At 69.7% G+C, this 21,891-nt stretch carries 11 protein-coding genes; 7 read left to right on the top strand and 4 right to left on the bottom strand.

Annotation, left to right across the window (positions count from 1 at the left end):
• Nucleotides 1-289: 289 nt before the first annotated feature.
• Nucleotides 290-2,728, top strand: coding sequence for a winged helix-turn-helix domain-containing protein (locus J7520_RS10330; RefSeq protein WP_291187639.1), 2,439 nt, complete (start codon nt 290-292; stop codon nt 2,726-2,728).
• Between the two features lie 331 nt (nt 2,729-3,059).
• Nucleotides 3,060-5,489, top strand: a complete 2,430-nt coding sequence (locus J7520_RS10335) for an FG-GAP repeat protein (RefSeq protein ID WP_291187641.1) — start codon at nt 3,060-3,062, stop codon at nt 5,487-5,489.
• A 112-nt stretch (nt 5,490-5,601) separates the two neighbouring features.
• On the opposite strand, the gene J7520_RS10340 is transcribed toward J7520_RS10335, so the two are convergent.
• From J7520_RS10340 to J7520_RS10355, 4 genes are all read right to left on the bottom strand, one after another.
• Complete coding sequence (locus J7520_RS10340) at nt 5,602-8,520, bottom strand: serine/threonine-protein kinase (RefSeq protein WP_291187644.1); 2,919 nt, start codon at nt 8,518-8,520, stop codon at nt 5,602-5,604.
• Entirely contained in the window at nt 8,520-9,263 is a 744-nt protein-coding gene (locus tag J7520_RS10345; protein WP_291187646.1) for an ECF-type sigma factor, read from the bottom strand. The genes J7520_RS10340 and J7520_RS10345 overlap by 1 nt, the downstream gene beginning before the upstream one ends.
• A 238-nt stretch (nt 9,264-9,501) precedes the next feature.
• Entirely contained in the window at nt 9,502-9,801 is a 300-nt protein-coding gene (locus J7520_RS10350; RefSeq protein ID WP_291187648.1) for a hypothetical protein, read from the bottom strand.
• Nucleotides 9,802-9,839: 38 nt separating this feature from the next.
• Entirely contained in the window at nt 9,840-10,136 is a 297-nt protein-coding gene (locus J7520_RS10355) for a hypothetical protein (protein ID WP_291187650.1), read from the bottom strand.
• 125 nt (nt 10,137-10,261) lie between these two features.
• Between J7520_RS10355 and J7520_RS10360 the strand changes: the two genes are divergently transcribed.
• From J7520_RS10360 to mutS, 5 genes are all read left to right on the top strand, one after another.
• Complete coding sequence (locus J7520_RS10360; RefSeq protein WP_291187652.1) at nt 10,262-10,435, top strand: hypothetical protein; 174 nt, start codon at nt 10,262-10,264, stop codon at nt 10,433-10,435.
• A 203-nt stretch (nt 10,436-10,638) separates the two neighbouring features.
• The gene (locus J7520_RS10365) at nt 10,639-13,077 is read left to right on the top strand and encodes a winged helix-turn-helix domain-containing protein (protein ID WP_291187654.1); all 2,439 of its coding nucleotides are present in this window, start codon (nt 10,639-10,641) and stop codon (nt 13,075-13,077) included.
• 185 nt (nt 13,078-13,262) lie between these two features.
• Nucleotides 13,263-15,614, top strand: a complete 2,352-nt coding sequence (locus tag J7520_RS10370; protein ID WP_291187656.1) for an FG-GAP repeat protein — start codon at nt 13,263-13,265, stop codon at nt 15,612-15,614.
• Between the two features lie 77 nt (nt 15,615-15,691).
• Complete coding sequence (locus tag J7520_RS10375; protein ID WP_291187658.1) at nt 15,692-18,820, top strand: hypothetical protein; 3,129 nt, start codon at nt 15,692-15,694, stop codon at nt 18,818-18,820.
• Nucleotides 18,821-19,334: 514 nt separating this feature from the next.
• The gene (gene mutS / locus J7520_RS10380) at nt 19,335-21,884 is read left to right on the top strand and encodes a DNA mismatch repair protein MutS (protein WP_291187659.1); all 2,550 of its coding nucleotides are present in this window, start codon (nt 19,335-19,337) and stop codon (nt 21,882-21,884) included.
• Nucleotides 21,885-21,891 lie beyond the last annotated feature (7 nt).

The raw sequence follows: 21,891 nt of genomic DNA on the forward strand, positions 1-21,891 counted from the left end.
GCATCGCGAATGCGTCGGCGAAGGTGCGCCGACGTTGCACTGCCGGACGCCGACACGCTAGCAACGCGGTCGGCGCGGAGCTTGAGATTCGTGTTTACAAGGCGCTTCAGGGATGTTTCAAGGGGCTTTACTGGCGATGCCAGGACCCTATGAAGCCAAAAAAACTCCCTTTCCGGCAGGCAGTTGCCGCAACGCCGGCGCATCGCCGCCGGCGCGTGCGGGACGCCGCGACGATCCGCGCGACGGGGCGCTCTGGTCTTACGCGGGCGTGCCGTTTACCCTCGTCCGGGTGGCACGACGTCTCCGCTTCGGCTCCCATCTCATCGATCTTGCGACACGCGAACTGTCCGACGACGGCCGCCTGCTGCAGCTGTCGCCGCGCGTATTCGATTGCATCGCCTATCTGATCGAGCACCGCGACCGCGCCGTCGGGCGCGACGAACTGATGGCCGCGCTGTGGGGCAAGACCGATGTCGCCGACACCCAGCTGGCGCAGATCATCCTGCGCGCGCGCCGCGCGGCCGGCGATTCGGGCGAGGCGCAGCAGGCCATCCGCACCGTCGCGGGTTTCGGCTACCGCTGGGTCGCGGAGACAGGCGAGGAGGAAGAAGCGCCCGCTCCGACCGACCCGCCGGGCGCTCCCGCCGCCGCTCCCTCTCCCGCTCCCGCAAGCGATCGGGAGTATGAAGACGCCGTGCGACCGGCCGCCGCGCCACCGGCCGCGGCCATCCGGCCGTCGCCGCGATGGCCGGCAATCCTGGCGATCGCGCTGCTGGCGCTGGTCGCCGCCGCCGGCCTGGCATGGTTCCGGTTCGCCGACGAGAAGAAGCCGATCGCCGCCCCAGCGCCGACCGCCGCGGCCGCGAAGGAGGCCGACCGGGCGATCGCGGTGCTGCCGGCGACCGTCGACGCCGCCGACGAATGGGACTGGCTGCGGCTCGGCGCGATGGAATTCGTCGCCGGGCGCCTGCGCAAGGCCGGGCAGACCGTCACGCCGAGCGAGAACGTCATCTCGGTGATGCGCTCGGTCGCCGACGCGAAGGCGATGCCGGCGGCATTGAAGGCGGCGCTGGACCCGCGCTGGATCGTGGTGCCGACGATGCGCAAATCCGACTCCGGCTGGATCGCGCGCCTGGAACTCGGCGAACGGAGCGGCAAGACGCGCGAGTTCCAGGGCGACGCCGCCGATCCGATGGTCGCGGCGCGCATCGCCGCCGAACGCCTGCTCGGCACGTTCGGCCAGGCCGCCGAAGCCCTCGGCGAGACGCCGGCGGGCCCGGCCGAAGCATTGCTGTCGCGCGTCGACGCCGCCCTGCTGGTGGACGACGTCGACGGCGCGCGGCGCCTGCTGGCCGGCACCTCCGACGCGATGCGCGCGACGCCGGAAGTACGGCTGCGCCAGGCGTCCATCGACTTCACCGTCGGCCGCAACGACGCGGCGGCGCAGGCGCTGGAGGCGCTGCTGCCCGACGTCCCCGCGGAGACCGACCCGCTGCTGCGCGCGCGCATCGTCAGCCAGCTCGGCGCCGCGCACATCCGCATGGGCCGCGCCGCCGAGGCCGAGGAGGAAACCGGCGCGGCGCTGGCGCTGCTGAAGAACCTCGACGCGCCGGCCCTGCTCGGCAAGGCCTACATGCGGCGCGGCGTCGCGCGCTCCCTGCTCGGCCGCAACGACGACGCGCTGGCCGATTTCGCCCAGGCGCGCATCGCCATGCAGCTGGCCGGCGACACGCTCGGCATCGCCCTGGTGGAACTCAACGAAGGTGCGTTGAACGGATTGCGCAGCCATCCCGCCGATGCGCTGGCGAGCTTCGTGCTCGCCGAGAAACACTTCGAACGGCTCGGCGTGCAGGGCGAGCTGGCCAATGCGGTGACCAATCAGGTGCTTGCGCATCGCCTGCTGCTCGAACCCGACGAGGGTCTCGCCGCCAGCGAGCGCAGCCTGTCCCTGCTCGGCCACCTCGCCAGCATCGAAGCCACCCACCTGGTGCAGATCCGGCGCGCGCAGGCGCTCGTCGACGTCGGCCGCTGGAGCGAGGCCGGCACCCAGCTCGACGAACTCTCCCGCGCCGTCGACCGCACGCGCGAAGCGGAAATCTGGGCGATGAGCGACACCGAACGCGCGCGCATCGAGCTGGAACGCGGCCGCCCGCAGGCGGCGCTGGATCTGGCCGAACCCGTCGTCGAAACGCTGCTCGCGCCCGATTTCGCCGCCACGCGCCAGGAGGCGTGGTCGATCGCGATCCGCGCCCTGCTCCTGCTCGATCGGGAACGAGACGCCGCGGAAGCCGTCGCGACCTTCGCCGCCTGGGCCGACGATTCCGGCAACCCGCGCTTCGTCGTGCACGCCAGGCTCGCGCAGGCCGAGCTGGCGCAAAGCGCGCATCGCGTCGAGGACGCCGAAAAGCTCTATGCGGACGCGCTCGCCCTGGCGAACCGGAACAACGTTCCGGTGGACACCGCCGACGTCGCGATCGCGTACGGCGAGGCGCTGATCGCGCGCGGCGAACTCGAACGCGCCGTACCCGTCGTCGGACTGCTCGACCGCTACGCCACGCGCAGCTATCCCGCCGCGGTGTTGCAGGCGCGGCTGTATCGCGCGCTCGGGCATACCGAAGCCTGGCGCAGCGCGCTCGCGCACGCGCGGGCGCTGGCAGGCGAGCGCCCCTTTCCGGCTGAGCTGAGCCGCGAACCGATCGCGATCAAGACCGGCGTTCCGGCCGGCTGATCGGCTCGCCGCACACGACGCCGCGCGCGGCGTCGATCAGCGGAAGGCGGCGAGTCGCCGAATTCGGTCGCGAGATCCGGCGAAGCCGATCTGAACGCCGACGACGAGCCGAGTCCGGCGCCTGGGCCGGCGCCGACACGATCGATCCCGCCCCGAACTTCCCATCCCCATGCACGTCCATCCGCTAGCTGCACCCGGTCTGCGCACGAATCTTCGTCGCAGTGCGAGGTTTCGTGCCGATTTCTCGTTTACCGCGAACGGACAGCCCGTGGCCATGCTCGGCACGGACGCTGGCCGTCGATTGTTCAGCTGAGAAACCGGAGAGGACCGAATGAAAACGCTCACTACCCTCCTTGCGCTGGCGTGGCCGCTTTGCTCGATCGCGGCGGCCGCGGCGCAGGCCAATGCCGGCGCGCCGCCGACGGTGCCGCCTGCGCTCATGCGGCCCTCGCCGGCGCTGGCGGAGCCCATCAGCGCTCTGCGCCAACCGCCCTGGGTCGCCAGCTTCGCCGCGGCGACGGCGCGTGCGATCCCGCAAGGCACGCCGTCCGGCCGGCGCGAAGTTCAGGCCTTGACCGGCGGCGGCTACGACGGCGTGTTTCCCGTCAATCCCCCCGCCTCCGGCAACTCCTTCGGTCGCGCGATCGCACGGTCCGGGGATATCTTGGCGGTAGGCGCGAGCCTCGACCGCTGGGATCCGTCCGATACCAACAGTGCAACCGCCCGTGGAAACGGGGCCGTTTACATCTACCAGAAGACCGACGGACAGTGGCGGCAAGTTCAGCGGCTGGTGGCCGACGACGGCGTCAAGGACGACCGCTTCGGCACAGCGGTGGCCCTTTCCGGCGATACCTTGTTCGTCGCCACTACCCATCGCCCCAATCCCGGCAAGGTCTACGTCTTCAAGCGGTCCAATGGCAACTGGAGCCAGACGCAGATATTGACCGACGGGATCTCGGTCAACGGTTATTCCTTTGGTTTCGGGATGGCGCTGCAAGGCGACAAAGCCCTGATTGCGAACGCCAGGTTCCCAGGCAACGACGGCAAGGTCTATGCGTTTTCCGAAAGCAACGGCGTCTGGAGCCAGACGCAGGTGCTCGAGGTCCATGCCGCTCCCAACGATCCCAACGGCTGGGGCGATGCGTTCGGCCGGTCCATGGCCATCGACGGATCGACCGCGCTGATCGGCGCCGAAATGGCGTCGTCGTCCGACGGCAGCCAGGCTTACCAGGGTGCGGCGTACTTCTTCCGTTTCAGTGAATCCGATGGAACCTGGACCCAGGGGCAGCGTCTCGATGCCTGCGGCAGCCTGCCGGGTGCCTCCGCCGGCTTCTTCGGTGGTTCCGTTGCCCTGGGCGGCGGCACGGCGTTCGCCACCGCGGCGTACTGGGGGGCTACGGGGGAATCCGTAAAAGCCGCTTGCCTGTTCGCAGAATCGGCCGAGGGCTGGACGCCTACGCAAGTGCTGGAACCCGAAAACAACACGCAAAGGGATGCGTTTGGAGCTCAGGTGGCGTTGAGCGGCGATGTCCTGGTCATAAGCGCGCCTTTGACGAATTCAGCCATGCAGGACGAAGGCGGCACCAACAACGGCACCACCACATCCGGCGCCATTTACGCGTTCAGCCGATCGAACGGCGTCTGGAGTCTGTCCGACACGATCGAGCGCAAAGGCGGCATCCTCGACTATGACGGCAGCTACGTCGACGGAATGGGTTTCGGCGGCGTGGCGATCGACGGGACGGCGATCTTGGCGGCGGGCATTAGTACCACGATCGGCTTCTACGGCGGCAACGGGGTCGTCGACGTTTTCGATTTTCCCGCGCAGTCCGCGATCGCGCCCGCATCCTTGGCGATCTCGCTCGCCGCCGGCGCGAACGCGTCCGCCACGCTGCGGCTGGCCAATGACGGTGGCGGAACCTCGCTGCGTTTCGCAGTGGACGACGGTCGTACGCTGACCCAGACGAGTGACGAATCGCCCGCCGCCGGCGTCGGCAAGGTGCTGCCGATGTGCGCTGATGGCGTATGCCAGGAGATCAGCGGCACGAGCGGCACGAGCTGGTACCGGCGCTTCTATTTCGACGAACACCCGCAGGTCGGCGCGACGGCGGCGGTCGACGCGGTGACCATCGGCATCGAGCGCTCTCCGGCCGGCATGCCGCTGACGATCAACCTCTACACGGCGCCTCACGCGATGCCGGTCGACACGCTCGATCCCGCGCAATTGACGCCGATCGGCAGCGCAACCGTGACCGCCGACGGCACGCCGGACACGATGCTGCGGATTCCGGTCAGCGGCACGATCGACGATACCGCCGGCAAGGATCTCGTCGTCGAGTACTCGGTCGAAGATTTCGAGGGACTGCCGGTGTTCTTTCCGGGAGCCAACGCGTCGCCGCAGTCGCACGCGACGTTCATGAGCTTCGCCGCCGATCCGTCCGGGCAAAGCTACTTCGCCGGAAGCTGGTCGCACATCCTGATCGCGCCGCATCTGGACCCCGCCGCGTCCGGCATCGGCTGCGCCAATCCGACCGCCAACCCGTGGCTCCAGCTATCGCCGGCGACCGGCTCGGTCGATGCCGGCGCCGCGCAGGATCTGGTCGTGACCGTGGACGCGACCAACCTCAGCCCCGGCCAGTACACGACCCAGGTGTGCCTGGCGACCAAGGGGCCGATGCCCTCGCTGATCCAGGTGCCCGTGGACGTGACGGTCACGGCGTCTGGCGACGCGATCTTCAGCGACGGCTTCGACGGCGGCTGATCGCCGCCGCACGCAGTACGGGACGCACCGCCTGGCGGTGCGTCCCTTTCGGTGATCCGCAGGACCGCGTCGACGCGGTCGTCGCACCGGTCGGCGACGGCTCGAACGACACTCAGAACCCGTTGAGCCCGACGAAGCGTGGAGCGACGCGGCGCCCCGCCATCCGGGCGAGGCCGGCCTCGGCTTGCGTCCGTCGGCCAGCGTCGATGCCGGGCCGGCCGAGCGATCGAGCGAGATCGTCGACCAGCAGATCGAACTGCCAGGCCTGCGGCTTGTCATCGCCGCCGAGCGCCGCGACCAGTTGGGTGCGCTTCGCGGCGAGCCGATCCAGCGCGGCCACCTCGCGCGTCGCCAGCGCCTCGACCCATGCCAGATGGATTTCGCTGCGCACGGTATTGGGCTTGTCTTCGCCCTGGGTCTCGCGGAACAGCGCGATGGCGTTGTGCAGGTGCGTACGCGCCTGGTCCCAGTCGCTGCGCAGCAGACAGGCCCGGCCGAGACTGTCTTCGATCTCGGCCATTTCCACCCGCTCGCGCGCGCCCACCGATCGGCGGGCACGCTGCAGGATCTCGATGGCGCCGGCGATGTCGCGCCGCTGCAGCAAGACTTCGCCGAGCAGGCGTGTCTGACTGACCAGCAGCTGGTCCGAGCGGCCGGAAGAGCGCGCAAACTCGACCAGCTCGCGCGCCTGCGTCTCGGCCGCCGGGAACTGGCCGGAATACAGCGCCAGCCGCAATCGCGCCGTCTCGGTGGCGACGCGCACGTTGGAATCGTCCCCCGATACAGGCGCCTGCGCGCGAGCCTGCTCGATCTGGTCGCGTGCGCCCGCGTAATCGCCCATCGCCAGCCGGGCACGCGCGACCATGACGCGCGCGAAACGCCCGATGGCGTGGCCGGGGCCGAACCGCGTCTGCGCACGCTCGATCACCGGCATCGCGCTGTCCAGCACGGCCTGCGCCTCGCCGAGCCGATAATGGGCCAGGCCGAGGTTCGCGAGCGTGGCCAGCAACGCGGTCTGCTCGACCGCGGCCGGATCGGATTTGGCCAGCGCGACGATGCGCTCGTTCACCTCGATCGCACGCCGCGTGTCGCCGCTGGCGTCGAAGACGACCGCAGCGGTGAGCAAGGGGCCGACGACGTCGACGCCGCCGCTGCCGCCTGCCTCGTCGAGTTCGGCCAACGCCGCATTCTCGTCCGCCAGGGCCTCCGACTCGCTGCCGAGCACGAACTTCGCTTGTCCACGTTCGGCCAGCAGCGTTGCGCGCCACGGGGTGATGCCGTCATGCGTCTTGTCCGCCAGCGGCATGGCCGCGTCGACGAGCGTCACCACGTCCCGGCTGCGACCGAGATGGCCGTAGATTCCGGCAAGAACGCGAACGGACAGCAGATATTCCGACGGATGCCGGTCCTTCTGGGGAGACAGCAGCGCATGCGCGCGCTCCGCGGGAGCGAGGGCGAGCGGCATTCGATCGAGATCCTGGTAGACGTCGGCGATCTGCGTGAGCAGGACGGCCCGCGTGACATCGTCGATGTCCGTGCGTCGTTCCAGGCCGGAGGCGGCACGGCGCAGCATCTCGGCGGCGCTGTCGGCCGTGACGTCTTGCGACTGGCCGGGGGCGTTCGATCGAAACATCTCGCGCATGAAACCGAGCAGCGATTCGGCATGGCGACGCTGCTCGTCGGCGTGTCGGCGCTGCTCCTCGGCCAACTCGCGCTGGTCTTCGGCGACCTGCCGCTGCTGCTCGGCGCGGTCGCGCTGCACGCGTTCGCGGTGCGCGCTGTCGAAGGCGATCAGGCTGGCCACGATCAGGCCGAGACTCAACGCGAGTATCGCCACCGCCGCGAACGGATGCCGGCGCAACGCTTTCTCGAACCGATACGCGTACGAGCCTTGCCGGGCCTCGACCGGCAGGCCGCCGGCCCAGCGCTCGAGGTCGTCGGCCAGCGCCTGCGCGCTGGCGTAGCGCACGTGCGGGTCGTCGGCGAGCGCCTTGGCGGCGATGCGCGAGAGATCGCCTTTCAGCAGGCGGCGCAGGCGGTCTACGCCGGTGCCGCGTGCCTGCGCGAGCGCCGACGCACGCGACCGATCGCGCACGACCAATGCCGACAGAGCCTGGTCGAGCCGCGGCAGCCCGGCGGGATCGGTGCGGCGCGGCTGCGCCTTGCGTGCGTCCTGCGCGCTGACGCCGCCGGCGAGTTCGTACAGCACCAGGCCGAGCTGGTAGACGTCGCTCGCCGTGGTCGCCGGCTCGCCGCGCAGCTGCTCCGGCGCCGCGTAGGCCGGCGTCAGCGCGAATGTCTGCGTTTCCCGTCCGTCCTCGGGGTCGAACAGTTTGGCGATGCCAAAATCGAGCAGCTTCGGGATGCCCTGCGCATTGACGAGAATGTTCGAGGGCTTCAGGTCGCGATGCAGGATCAGATTCTTGTGCGCGAACTGGACCGCGACGCAGATCTGGCCGAACAGCCGCACTCGCGCGCGCAGATCGAGCCGGCGACGGTCGCACCAGTCCGTGATGGGCTCGCCCTCCACGTACTCCATCGCGAACCAGGGTTCGCCGGCATCGGAGATGCCCGCATCGATGAGGCCGGCGATGTGCGTGTGCCCGAGGCGCGCGAGAATCTGACGCTCGTGGCGGGCGCGTCCGGGCGGGTTGGACACGTCGCCGCGGACCAGCTTCAACGCCACCTGCTGCTGAATGTCGGTGCGCTCGGCGAGGTAGACCTCGCCCATGCCGCCGACACCGAGCCGGCGCAGCAGACGCAGGCGCCCGCTGATCAGAATGCCGGAGCGATCCGGCGGCGCCGACGCGAACGCCTCGCCGAGCGAACTGTCGGAAGCGCCGCGCTCGGCGGCGGCGATGCCCGCCTCGTCGTCCGCCGCGCGGAGCAGGCGGCGCAGCGTCTGCGCCAGCTCCTCGTCCTCCCGTGCGATCTCGGCGAGACGCGCCGCACGCGCCGGCGGCGTCAGCGCGAACAGTTCACCGAATGCGGCGTAGGCTCGCTGCTCGCGCCGCAACGAGGCGGCGTCCATTACGGACGCATCCGTTCACGCAGCCAGGCGCGGGCGAACGCCCAGTCGCGATAGACCGTGCTCTCGTCGACGCCCAATAGCGCGGCGACCTCGTGCACCTTGAGGCCGACGAAGTAGCGCAGCTCGACGATGCGCGCGAGATCCGGCTTGATCGTTTCGAGGTCGGTCAGCGCCGCATCGAGCAGTTCGAGATCGGTCTCGGCCGGAACCGGCAGTTGCAGCACATCGAGCAAATCCGTGCGCTGATAGCCGCCGCCGTGCTTGTCGGTCTGCGCGCGGCGCGCGCGGTCGGCGAGCAGATTGCGCATCGTGCGCGCGGCGGCCTTGAAAAAATGCGCGCTGTCGTTGAGCGACACCTTGCTGCCCTGCATGAAGCGCAGCAGCATGTCGTGAACCAGGGCGGTCGGCTGCAGGGTGCTGCCGCGATTGCCGCGCAGCTGACTGCGCGCCAACGCGCGGAGGTCGGCATAGACTTTCGGCAGCAGGTGGTCGAGCGCTTCCACGTCGCCGGATCGCCAGCGATGCAGCAGCAGGGTGATGGAGTCGTCGGGCATGCTGGACACGGACTGGACCACGCCAATTGCGCCGGGACCGCAATCGTTGCTTGTTCGGAAATGCCGATGAAGCAACTCGGCCCTTGCGTACATCCCCGAGATGCGCAACCTCCCGACGGACTGGTCGGCGATGCTTGGTCCTTCGGGAGGTTCGTCGCGCTGAAAAATCTGACCGTTCGATGGTAGCACGGGGTCGCGGCCGAACTCGGCAGCGAGCCGTCGCAGACGAAGCTCGGCGTGCCGGCGGGTCGAGCCGATCGGCGCCGAGCCGTCCGGCGTACGATGTCCGTCGCCGGCGGCTCGACGCCTGCGCGACGGACGACGACCGGCGTGAGCTGCTGCCTGCCGCGATCGAGCGGGTCGATCAGCGATGTCGTCCGGCTGGACTCGATGCCCTGCGCTCAGTGCATATGACGATCGGAGGCGCTCACTCGAAGCCGCTTCGGAAAATACCGTCGGGCCATCGAATGACCAGTTGTTCGACCGCCATGTTTGCGCCCGATACGAGGGCGGCCGGTTTGCTGCCGACGCTCACGATCCACCACCCGCGCTGCGCGAGCTGCGGTACCGTCGCATCGCCCTCCGTCGGGCAATGGAAAACCGTGTCGTTGGTCGGGAGTACACAGCCCGATTCGCTCTGACACGTTGCCAGTGCGTCGGTCGGGTCCGAATAGCAGATCTCGGCTGCGGCCCCGGCGCTGGACCATTCGATCGACAGCACGAGCACGACCGATGCCGCAAGAGCCGCCCGCATGATGGGCGGCCTCACGGCTTCTGGATCACGATCTGTTCTTTCTGCCGACCGTACGGCGTCGGTGTCGTGCTGTAGGTCCGCTGCACCAGCTGCGTGATGGTCCAGCCGGCCGCCGCCAGCTGCGGAAGGGTCTTGTTGCCGGCGGTAGGGCAAGCGAAAACCGTGTCGTTGGTCGGCAACGGGCAAGTGCCGGATGCGCATTCGGAGATCTGCTCTTCCGGCCCGTAGCAGATCTCGGCCTGACCGGCTCGAACGGCCGCGCTCGACCCGGCCGCAAGGATTCCCACTGCCGCCACCAAACGAATCATTCGCATCACTGCTCTCCTGGGCTGCTCGACCTTCCGAAAGGCGGCCCGGGTCGCAACCCGGGCCTGTCCTGGATTTTGCGTCATGGGGCCACCGGCAGGACACGGCCGCCAACCTCGCAGACACGATGACGACGCCCAAGCACGCAGTACCCGAGGAATGGTTGGCCAGGCCGATGACCCACGACAAGAAGCCCGAGGACCTGATCGGCAATAGCGGCCCGCTCGGGCAACCGATCAAGGCGCTGATGGAACGGGCTCCGGGTGCGCGGATGGCCGGGCAACTCGGCGCGAGCCGATAGGCAATGCCGAAGGCGGTACCCGCGACGGCAAGCCAAGAACGAGCGCGCAAAGTTGCGGCGACCGGTGCTGACGAGCGGCAGAACCGCGAAACCGGCGATCAGGCGAATTGTGGGAAAATCGATGGCATCGGCCGGCAGGCCACCCCTTGCGCGAAAACGGGAGCATGACGCAGCGATCCAGGCAATATCGTTTCGGTCGGTTCATGCTGAATCCGCAAGCCCGCCAACTGTTCGAGGACGGGCGCCTGGTGACGTTGGCGCCGAAGGTTCTGGACGTCCTGCTGTGGTTGTTCGAACACCGCGAACGCGCGGTCAGCCGCGACGAGCTCGGCGCGGCGATCTGGGGCAAGACGGATTTCACCGACGGCCAGCTGGATCAGCTCGTCTGGGGATTGCGACGCGCGCTCGGCGACAGCGGCAGCCAGCGCACCATCATCCGCACGGTGCCGCGTTTCGGCTATCTGTGGATCGCCGAGGTCGAACCGGTGGCGCCGCCCGGCGACGCCGATACCGCTCCGGCCGCGTCGTCGGCCGCAGCAGCCGACGAGAAACCGCCCGCCGTCGCCGAGACGGAAACGGCCCCCGCGAGCGGAACCGCGTCGCGCCGACTCCCGCGATTCGCGCTGGGCATCGTCGTGCTGCTGACCGTGGCTGCCGCGGCATGGGCGCTGCATTCGACGCAGCGCGCCGCGCCGACGGATGCGATATCGGCCAAGCCATCCGCGTCGCCGACGACGACGGCCTTGGTGGCCGTGTTGCCGGTGGCGATGGACGCCGAGTCCGACAGCCGGTGGGCCTGGCTGCCCCTGGGCCTGATGGACCTGCTCGCCGCGCGCCTGATCGAAGGCGGCGTCCACGTGGTGCCGGCGCACAACATCGTGGCCTTGATGGGGGACCGGAACACGCTTCCGAGCGCGACGGCGGTCCGCGAAGTCACCGGCGCGGCCATCGTCGTCGCGCCGTCGATCCATCGCACCAGCAACGGCTGGCGACTGCGGCTGGATCTCACCGGCCTGGAAGGGGCGGCCCGCGAGATCGAGGTGCACGAGGACGACCCCACCACCACGGCGCGCCAGGCGGCCGACCGCGTGCTGGTGATGATGGATCGCGCACCGGTCACCGGCCGTCTCGGCGAGGAGCGCGTCGGCGACGACGAAACGGCGTTGCGCATCGACGCGGCCGTCGCCAGCATGCGCTTCGACGTCGCCCAGCGGCTCCTCGACGAGGTGCCGCCCGAACGGCGCAATGCGCCGCGCGTACGCTTCATGGGCGTCCACTTGCTGCTGCAACGAGGGCAGACGGCGGAGGCGCTGGCCGAGCTGGAAGCCCTCGCCAGGGACGTGTCCGACACGGCGACGGACGTCAATCTGCATTCGAGCATCCTGCAGGCGTGGGCCGCGCTGCTCGTCCGCAGCGGACAGCCGGCGGAGGCGCTGAAGCGCCTCGACGCGGCCGTCGAGGCGGCCAGAAAGGGGCAGTCGGTGAGCAACTACGGTTCCGCGCTGCAAAGCCGGGCGGCGGTGAACACCATGCTCGGGCGCTGGCCCGAGGCGGATGCCGACTTCGCCCAGGCGCGCGTCGCGATGGAAATGATCGGGGACCGTCTCGGCCTGGCCGAACTCGAGTCCGACGAAGCCGGCGCGCTGATCAACCGCCAGCGCTATGCCGAAGCGGCGAGGTTGCAGGACCGTGCGATCGAACGCCTCGAGCGGTTCCCGGCCGGCGAGGCGCTGAGGATCGCCTACGGCAACAAGATCGCCATGGAACTGGACCTGCTCGACACGCCGTCCGCGCTGGCCACGGCGTCGCGCGCCGAGCAGCGCGTCGACAAGAGCCTGCCGGACCAGCGCGCGATGTCCTGGCTCGCCGTGCACCTCGGCCGCGCGGACATCGCGGCCGGTCGCTTCGCCGAGGCGGAACGGAGACTGCTCGCCGTCCGCACGGGACTCGACCCCGCGGCGACGCCGGATGCCTATTCGAATGCGCAGCTGCTGCTCGCGCAACTGGCGCTCGAGCGCGGAGACGCCGCCGACGCGGCGCGCCTGGCCGCCAGCGCCGAAGACGTGCGCGCGACGCCGGCGCTGGCCGCTGCGCATTTCATCAAAGGGCGGTCAGCCGCCGCGCTGCTTCACGTCCGCGCGCTGCTGGCGCAGCAGCGGCCCGCCGAGGCGGCGGAGGTGGTGCGCACGTTCGCCCACTGGGCGGATGGATCGGCCAATCCCGATGTCGTCGCTCATCTCAGGCTGGCGCAGGCACTGCTGAGCGCTCGCGAAGACGCCGCCGAGGTCGCCACCCGGCGCTTCGACGCAGCCCTGGAGGCCGCCTCGACGGCGGCGCCGGCGCGTCTGGCCAGGATCGCGAACGCCTACGGCACGTACTTGCTCGACGCCGGCGAGGTCGCGGCGGCCACGCGCGTCATCGGACGCGTCGCCCGCTGGGCGGAGCAGGACTTCGAATGCGCCCTGCTGCAGGTGCGGCTCTACCACGTGCTCGGCCAGCCGGAGCCTTGGCGACGGGCGCTGGCCGCGGCCCGGCGGCTGGCCGGCGAGCGCGGCATCCCGCCGGCGCTGGCGGTCGCGCCGGCCGAGGTCGCGGCGCGCGGGTTCGCCGCGCCGACGGCGGAGCCGCCCTCCGCGGGATGAACCGGGCTTGCCGCCGGCGCCCGGCCCCGGGTTCTCGCCGGCCATAAGCCGCGCATCAGGTCTTCTAAGCCTCCCGAGAGGCAGCGCGAATGCGCACGAAGGCCTCGCCCCGCTAGGTTCGCCCGCCTCATCCACCGGACGCCGTGGCGGCGTCCTCCTGTTCAGCGCTCCGGGGAATTCCTGCAATGAAGCGACTCGTCATACCTCTGCTGGCTGCTTCGGCCGGCCTGGGTCTCCAGCCCGCCCGCGCGGCCCTCCCGCCCCTGGACGCAAGCGGCAGCGGCGCTCCCGCCTCGACCACCGCCGTCGTCGTCGCGGATTCACCCCTGGCCTGGACGGCCCAGCGCATGCCGGCACCCGGCAACGGAGGCGAGCTGCGCAACGGCATCGCGATGACCGACGAGGTCGCCATGATCGGCGATCTCCACAGCGTCCACGTCTACCGCAAGGAGACGGGTCGCTGGGTCGAGCGGCAGACCCTCGACCCCAGCCAATCCGTTCCGCCGGAGGCCTATTTCACCTTCGGGGCCGCCATCGCGATCGGCGGTTCGCACGCCGTGATCGGCCATGCCCGCGGGACCAACGGCATCGATTTCGCTCCCCCGGACCTCGGCGCGGACACCGGCACCGAGGCGCAGCCGGCGGCCTACGTGTTCGAGGATCGCGACGGCGCCTGGGTCGAAACGGCCCGCCTGACGCCGGACGACGGCGCCCCCGGATCGTGGGGAGACCGCGGCAATTCGTTCGCCACCAGCCTGGCGATCGACGGCACCACCATCGCGGTCGGCGCGTACTCGCACACGCCCGACGCGGATCGCGTCAACCAGGGCGCGGTCTACCTGTTCAGCGACGACGGCAGCGGCTGGCGGCAGACGCAGAAGCTGGTCCCCGACGACGGCCGCGCCGGCGACCAATTCGGCAATGCCATCGCGATCCAGGGCGATACCCTGCTGGTCGGCGCGCGCGGCGCGACGCGCAACCGCGACTTCCCCTGGCACGGTCTGGTCTACGTTTTCGAACGCCGGGACGGCGTCTGGATGCAGCGCCAGAAGCTGTATCCGTCGCCGCTGTCCGCGGTCGGCCGATTCGGCCAGTCGCTGGCGCTGGACGGCGACAGCGCCATCGTCGGTGCGCCGCGCGGATTGAGCGGCTACCTGGAATACGGCGACGCACTCGGTGGCGTCTACATGCTGCAACGCGCGAACGGCTTCTGGTCGGTGACGCAGGCGCTGCCGTCGCTGAACGACCAGAACTATGCCGACTCCCTCGGCGAGAGCGTCGCGATCTCCGGCGACATCGCCATCGCCGGCGCCTATCAGACTTTCTACACCGGCAATCTGGTGCAGCAGGGCACCGCCCTCGTCTACGAAAGGGACGGCGCTCGCTGGGCCCGGCGCAGCCGGGTGACCTCGCCGGAAGGCATCGACTACGGCTATTTCGGCGCCTGGGTCGCCCTGTCCGGCCGCTCGGCGATCATCAGCTCCTATCCTCCCGGCAACGTCTTCTCCTTCGAGGCGCATCGGCCGGCGAGCGCGCACCTGCAAGCCGCTTCGATCCATGCCGCCATGCCTTCGGGCAGCTCGGCGCAGCGCTCGTTGCGGATCGACAACGCGGGTGAGGAGACGCTGCACTTCGAGCTGAACGCGCCGCTCGCGCGAGGGAGGTCGCTGCAGCCGCGCTTCGCTTCGACCAGGGGTGACCACGCCGGTCCGACGGGCGACACGCTCGACTTCGCGCTCGACCACGGCGGATACGACACCAAGCAATCGTTCAACTTCCAGTACACCGAACAAGCCGCCATCTGGCTCAACCGGTTCGCCGCGCCGACCGGTACCGGCGCCTTCACCATCGACAGCATTTCGATGCTGGTTCCCGCCGAAAACAACGGCTCGCTGGTCGGCAAGCCGATCACCCTGGTCGCCTACTACGACGCGGACGCCGACGGCGATCCGGGCAATGCCGTGCGCCTGGGCACCGATCTGCCGGCCACGATCACGGCGGAGGGATCGTTCATCACGTTCCCGACCGATTTCCGCGTTCCCGGCGACGGCGACGTCTACGTCGGCTTCGAGACGACCTACGCGCGCGGCGGCATCGCCGAGCGCTTCCCGATCGCGCTGGATACGACGGCGCCCGTGCTCGAGCATTCCTGGCTCGCCTCGATGGAGGACGGCGCGCCCGATCTCGACGATCTCTCCGCCAATCGCGTGCAGATGTACCTCGAGGACTACTCGCGCGAGGTGCGCGCCGGCAACGCGCTGATCCGCGCCACCGGCAGGGATCCCGCCAACGACTGCATCGATCCCGCCGCCGCGCCGTGGTTCGCGCTGAGCCCGGCGGCCGGTTCGGTCCCGCCCGGCGGCTCGGCGTCCGTGGTGCTGGAATTGAACAGCAGCGGACTCGCCGAGGGGACGTACGCCGCACAGGTGTGCGTCGCCAGCAACGACCCCGCGCGCGCGATGCAGCGCGTGCCGGTGGTGCTGACGGTCCTGTCCGACGGCACGATCTTCCGCGACGGCTTCGAGGGCGCGCCATGAACGCATCGCGCCACGACCTTTCCATGCTCCCGCGCACGCCGGAACGACGTGCGGACATCTGCCGCGGAACATCGCCCATGAAAATCCTTTCCTTGTCCCTCGCCGGCCTGCTCGTCGCCGGCACCGCCGGCGCGGCCTCGCTGCGGCGCGCGCCGGCCACAGGCTTCGCCGCTTCCTCGTCGGTGGTGCTCGGCGCTCGCGCGCTGGCTCAGATGGAGGACAACACGCCGGTCGAGAGAGGCGGCCTGTCGTGTACCGACGAACAGAGCACCTACACGTCCAGCCAGAGCTACTGGCGACGCTTCTACCTGGCCGAGCACGGCGCTCCGTCGTCCTTGCGCATCGAGAGCGTGACGATCGGCGCCGAATCGGGAGCCGCGCCGGTCACGATCCGGCTGCACGCGCTCGCGCACGCGACGCCGGCCGACACGATTCCCGTCGACCTGCTGCGCCCGATCGGCGCCTCCGCGGAAGTCCTGGTACGGGGTCAGCTGGACACCCGTACGATTCCTGTGACCGGCCTGCTCGCCGATGCCGCCGTCGACGACCTGGTGGTGGAATACCACGTCGGCGAGGCGTTCGGCTCGTTGTTCTACGGCGGTGGCAACCCGACCGCCGAGACGCATCCCTCCTTCATCAGTGCGCCCAGCTGCGGGGTGTTGGCGCCGACGCCCGTCGGCGGCGCCGGTTTCCCCAGTTCGCACATGATCCTGGTCGCCAACACGGCCGCGCCGGGTGTTGGCCTGCTGCCGTCGTTCACGCCCGCGACGATCGCCTCGGGGGGAATTTCGCGGCTGGACATCGCGCTGGCCAATCCGCTGCCGTCGGTGGCGGGGCTGACGTCGGCCTTCACCGTGACGTTGCCGGCCGGCCTGACCGTGGCCGCCGTGCCGAACGCCGTCACCAGCTGCGGCGGCAGCGTGACGACCGCGCCGGGCAGCGTGAGCCTTGCCGGCGCCACGATCGCGGCGCAGGGTTCGTGCACGCTCGGCGTCGACGTGACCTCCGTCGGCGGCACCTACGACCTCACGATTCCCGTCGATGCATTGCGCACCGACCAGGGCGACAACACGCAAGCATCGTCGGCCCGACTGGTCGTGGTGCCTGCCGGAGGCAACGGGCTGATCCGATCCGGCTCGCTCAACCGCACGCTGCCGATGTCCACCGCCGGCACCTCCTACGACATGGTCGGCAATACCCTGAACTTCGCCGGCGCGCTCGGGATGAACTGGGACCTGAAGGTCGGCCTGGCGATGGACTCCAATTCGCCGGCGATGCTCGTGTTCGGCTTCGCCGCCCCGCCGGACACCGAATTCGCCGTCAACGGCAACGGCGAAATCGCCCTGCTCGGCGACGGAGAGGTCGTCGGACCGGCCACCCCGTTCAGCGGCGGCGGCTATGTGAGCAACGATCCGAACTGGTACGCCGGGGCCGACGGCGCGATCGGCATCCGCTTCCGTTGCGCCGGGCGCCTGACGTATCCGGTGGCCGGCGGCGACTTCTGTTTCGGCTACGTGCGCCTGGCGAGCACGGCGCCGAGCGGCATTCCCGTCCGGCTGGTCGAATCGGCGTTCGACGGCGACGGCAATCCGGTGACGGTGCAACTGCCGGCGGCGAGCAATCCACCGGCCGCCAGCGTTGCGCCGGCGTCGCTCTCGCTCAGCGTGGCCGCCAACGCGGTATCGCGCCAGGAGCTGTCTCTCGCCAACGCCGTCGGCAGTGCGCCGCTGCGCTACTCACCGAGCGGTCGCGGCATCGCATTGGCCGCGCGGCCGGGCATCGAGGATCTGGCCCGCCCCGGCGACGCTGCGCAGGCGACCGCGCCGTCGTTCTTGCCACCGCTCGCCTCGCCTCTGCGACAGGCGCATGTGCAGGGCTTCGATCCGACGCCGTGGAGCGCGGGCGACGGCTTTCTCTACGCACTCGATGACGGCGCCTATGAAAAGATCATCGGCATGGGAAGCCTGGCGGGGATCTGGCTGAACCGCTATTCGATCATCGAGGCGCAGACGATCCACTCGATGTCGGTGATGTGGCCGAGGCAGGCGACGGGCGACCCCAATGCCCTGCTGGGCCTGCCCGTGAACCTCGTCGCCTACTACGACGCCGACGCCGACGGCGATCCGACGAATGCGGTGCGCCTGGGTGTCGACCGTATCGTGACGATCGATGCGCTCGACCGCTTCCAGACCTATACGACGCAGTTCGCGGTTCCGGGACCCGGCGACCTCTACATCGGCTTCGTCGAGCATTGGCCGATGGACGGCTCGCAGGAGGTCATGTACGCCGCAGCCTTCGATACGTCCGCCTATGGCGGTGCTTCCTACGCATCGGTGAATTTCGGCGGTCCGCCCGACATCGATCACCTGGGCGCGAACCCGTTCACCACCGTGATCGGCGCGCTGGGCGCGGCCGGCAACTTCACGTTCCGAGCGACCGGCAGCGGCGTGTCCTGCGGCGGAGCAGGAGTGCCTTGGTTGCGCGTCGACGGCGGCGCCGACGTCGTGGCCGGCGGCTCGTCGAGGACGTTGCAGGTCGAGATCGATCCGGCCGCAGGCCAGCTCGAACCCGGCATCCACCACGCGGAGCTGTGCATCGTCACCAACGATCCGGCGCAACGCACGCTGTCCGTGCCGATCACGGTGCAGGTGAATGCGCCGCTGCTGACGCACGCCTGCGCCAGCAACGGCGACAGCCTGTTCTGTGACGGCTTCGATCGAGCCGAAAGCGACGACGTGGTCGACGGCGGCCTCCTCGACGTGAACCTGCCGCCGACGCCGTTCGGCGTGTCGTTCAATTTCGCCCGCGGCGAATGGAGCGACTACCTCTTCTCCGGCGACGACTTCGCGACGTTCTACGGCGGGCCACTCGCCCCTTACGCGCTGTTCTACTGGAACGGCGCCTCGACCCCGGGTCGAGGCGGTGGTGTCGCCGACACGGTGTTCGGCCCCTATCGGGTATTGCGGAGCGGCGACACGATCGGTCCGGACTCGGTCTTCAGCGAAGTCGCCAGCGGCCGCTATTCGGAGACCCGACGATTCCTGGAAGGCGTGGACGGCTATCTCGGCATGCGCTTCTACAACGAGCAAACGCGCCAGATCAATTACGGTTACATCCACCTGCGCACGACCTCGCCCACCGGCTACCCGGCCAGGGTCGTCGGCTACGGCTTCAACCGTGCGGGCGGCCCGATCACGATTCCCTGATCGTCTACGTCCTTCCTCTCCCCAAGCGTCGCCGGAAACGGCGGCGCTTTTTTTTTGCCGGGGATTTCAGGCATCCGGAGTCCTTGGCGTTCCAATGCAAACATGAGCCGCCGCTCCCCACGACAACAGGAGACCCATGTCGACGAGTCGCCGTTCGCCGCCGAAACCGCCGCGCGGATGCGGCTCGTCGAGAACGCGTGGAATACGCCGGAGTGCGAACGCCGCTTGCGTAGAAGGTCAGCGCTCGTGCGCACTTCGCATGGCCGGCGCGAACGCAGGCCGCGTGCCGGCAAGCGCAGGTCACACCGACAATGCTACCTTTTCATGGACACATGCCTCAGCCGACTCCGACATCCCTGGACACGACATGGACGCGGAACGCACGGAAGCGAGCCAAGAGATGCCTTCGAAGAGCCAAAGCAATCCGAAAATGATCGACACGAATGCGCCGAATACGGTCGGCACGCAAGGAAATGCTGCAGGTAGCAGAGAGTTTCTCTCTCACACGCCGCTGATGCGCCAGTACTTCGCAGCCAAGGCGGACTATCCCGACACGCTCGTGTTCTTCCGCATGGGCGACTTCTACGAGCTGTTCTACGAGGACGCGCGCAAGGCCGCGCGCCTGCTCGACATCACCCTGACCCAACGCGGCGCTTCGGCCGGCGCGCCGATTCCGATGGCCGGCGTGCCGTACCACGCGGTGGAAGGCTATCTCGCCAAGCTGGTGCGGCTCGGCGAGTCGGTCGCGATCTGCGAGCAGATCGGCGATCCGGCGGCGTCGAAGGGCCTGGTCGAGCGCAAGGTGGTGCGCGTCGTCACGCCGGGTACCGTGACCGATGCGGCCTTGCTGGAGGAACGTCGCGACAACCTGCTGCTGGCGATCGCCGCCGGCCGCAGCGGTGCCTACGGACTCGCCTGGGTCGATCTTTCCAGCGGACGCTTCCTGCTCAGCGAGGCGACCGATGCGGAAGCGCTCGCGGCCGAACTCGCGCGACTGGCGCCGGCCGAGACCCTGGTCGGCGAGGACGTCGCCTGGCCGAAGTTCGTCACCGCCCTGCCCGGCCTGCGCAAGCGCGGCCCCTGGCACTTCGACGCGGCGACGGCGCAGCGCGAACTCGCGCGCTTCTTCGGCACGCGCGATCTTTCCGGTTTCGGTGTGGAGAACCTGCCGCTGGCGGTGGCCGCGGCCGGCGCGCTGCTCGGCTACGTCGAGGAGACGCAGAAGTCCGCCCTGCCGCACCTGACGGGCCTGGCGATCGAGAACGCCAGCGAAACCATCGCGCTCGACGCGGCGACGCGGCGCAATCTGGAACTCGACACGCACGCCAGCGGCAGCAGCGAGTTCACCCTGCTCGGCGTGCTCGACTCGACCGTCACGCCGATGGGCGCGCGCCTGCTGCGCCGCTGGCTGAATCGTCCGCTGCGCGCGCGTGAGGTGCTGAAGCGCCGTCAGCAGGCGATCGACGCGCTGCACGACCGCCGCAGCTTCGAGAACCTGCGCGAAGTGCTGCGCGGCATCGGCGACCTCGAGCGCATCCTCGCCCGCGTCGCGCTGCGCTCGGCGCGGCCGCGCGACCTGTCGACGTTGCGCGACGGTCTCGGACTCGCGCCGAAGCTGGTGGAGACCTTGCAGGGCTGCGACAGTCCGCTGCTCGACGACCTGCTCGGCAAGATCGGCGACCACGCCGACACCGCCGCGCGCCTCGTCGCCGCGATCGTCGACGTCCCGCCGGTGCTGCAGCGCGACGGCGGCGTGATCCGCGCCGGCTTCGACGCCGAACTCGACGAACTGCGCCTGCTGTCGACGAATGCCGACCAGTTCCTGATCGACCTCGAGGAACGCGAGAAGGCCGCGACCGGCGTGCCCACGCTGAAGGTGGGCTACAACAGCGTGCACGGCTACTACATCGAACTGAGCAAGGCGCAGGCGGACAAGGCGCCGACGCACTACACGCGGCGGCAGACCCTGAAGGGCGCCGAGCGCTACATCACCGAGGAGCTGAAGTCGTTCGAGGACAAGGTGCTGTCCGCACGCGAGCGCGCGCTGATGCGCGAACGCGCGCTGTACGAAGCCACGCTCGATTTCCTGATCGAGCGCCTCGCCGCGCTGAAGCAGGCCGCCGTCGCGGTGGCCGAACTCGACGTGCTGGCGACGCTGGCCGAACGCGCCGACGCGCTGCGCTGGAACTGCCCCGAACTGGCCGACACCAGCGGCATCCGCATCCAACGCGGCCGTCATCCGGTGGTCGAGCGCGTGCGCGAGGATCCGTTCGAGCCGAACGACCTCGACCTGCACGACGGCCGCCGCATGCTGATCGTCACCGGCCCGAACATGGGCGGCAAGTCGACCTACATGCGCCAGGCCGCGCTGATCGTGCTGCTCGCCCACGTCGGCAGCTACGTGCCGGCGGACGCAGCGACGATCGGGCCGATCGACCGCATCTTCACGCGCATCGGCGCCGGCGACGACCTCGCGCGCGGGCAGTCGACCTTCATGGTCGAGATGAGCGAGACCGCCAACATCCTGCACAACGCCACCGCCGCCAGCCTGGTGCTGATGGACGAGGTCGGCCGCGGCACCAGCACCTACGACGGCCTCGCGCTGGCGCGCGCGAGCGCGGTCGCGCTGGCGGCGAGGAACCGCGCATTCGCGCTGTTCGCGACGCACTACTTCGAACTGACCGAGCTCGCCGCCGAGTACGAGGGCATCGCCAACGTGCACCTGGACGCGGTCGAGTACGGCGACCAGCTCGTCTTCATGCACGCGGTCAAGGAAGGCCCGGCCAACCGCAGCTTCGGCCTGCAGGTCGCCGCGCTGGCGGGCTTGCCGAAGCCGGTGATCGCACAGGCGCGTCTGTACCTCGAGGGCCTCGAGCGCCAGCACGCCGGCGAGGCGCCGCGCGTGGCGGCGGATGCGCTGCCGCGCCCGGCCTCGCCGCAGCTCGGCCTGTTCGCACCGGCACTGCCGTCGCCGGCCGAGGAGGCGCTGCGCGCGCTCGATCCAGACGCGATGAGCCCGCGCGATGCGCTCGAAGCGCTGTATCGCCTGAAGAAGTTGATCTAGCCGCCGA

It is taken from the genome of Dokdonella sp. (assembly GCF_017744955.1).
Taxonomy (GTDB): domain Bacteria; phylum Pseudomonadota; class Gammaproteobacteria; order Xanthomonadales; family Rhodanobacteraceae; genus Dokdonella_A.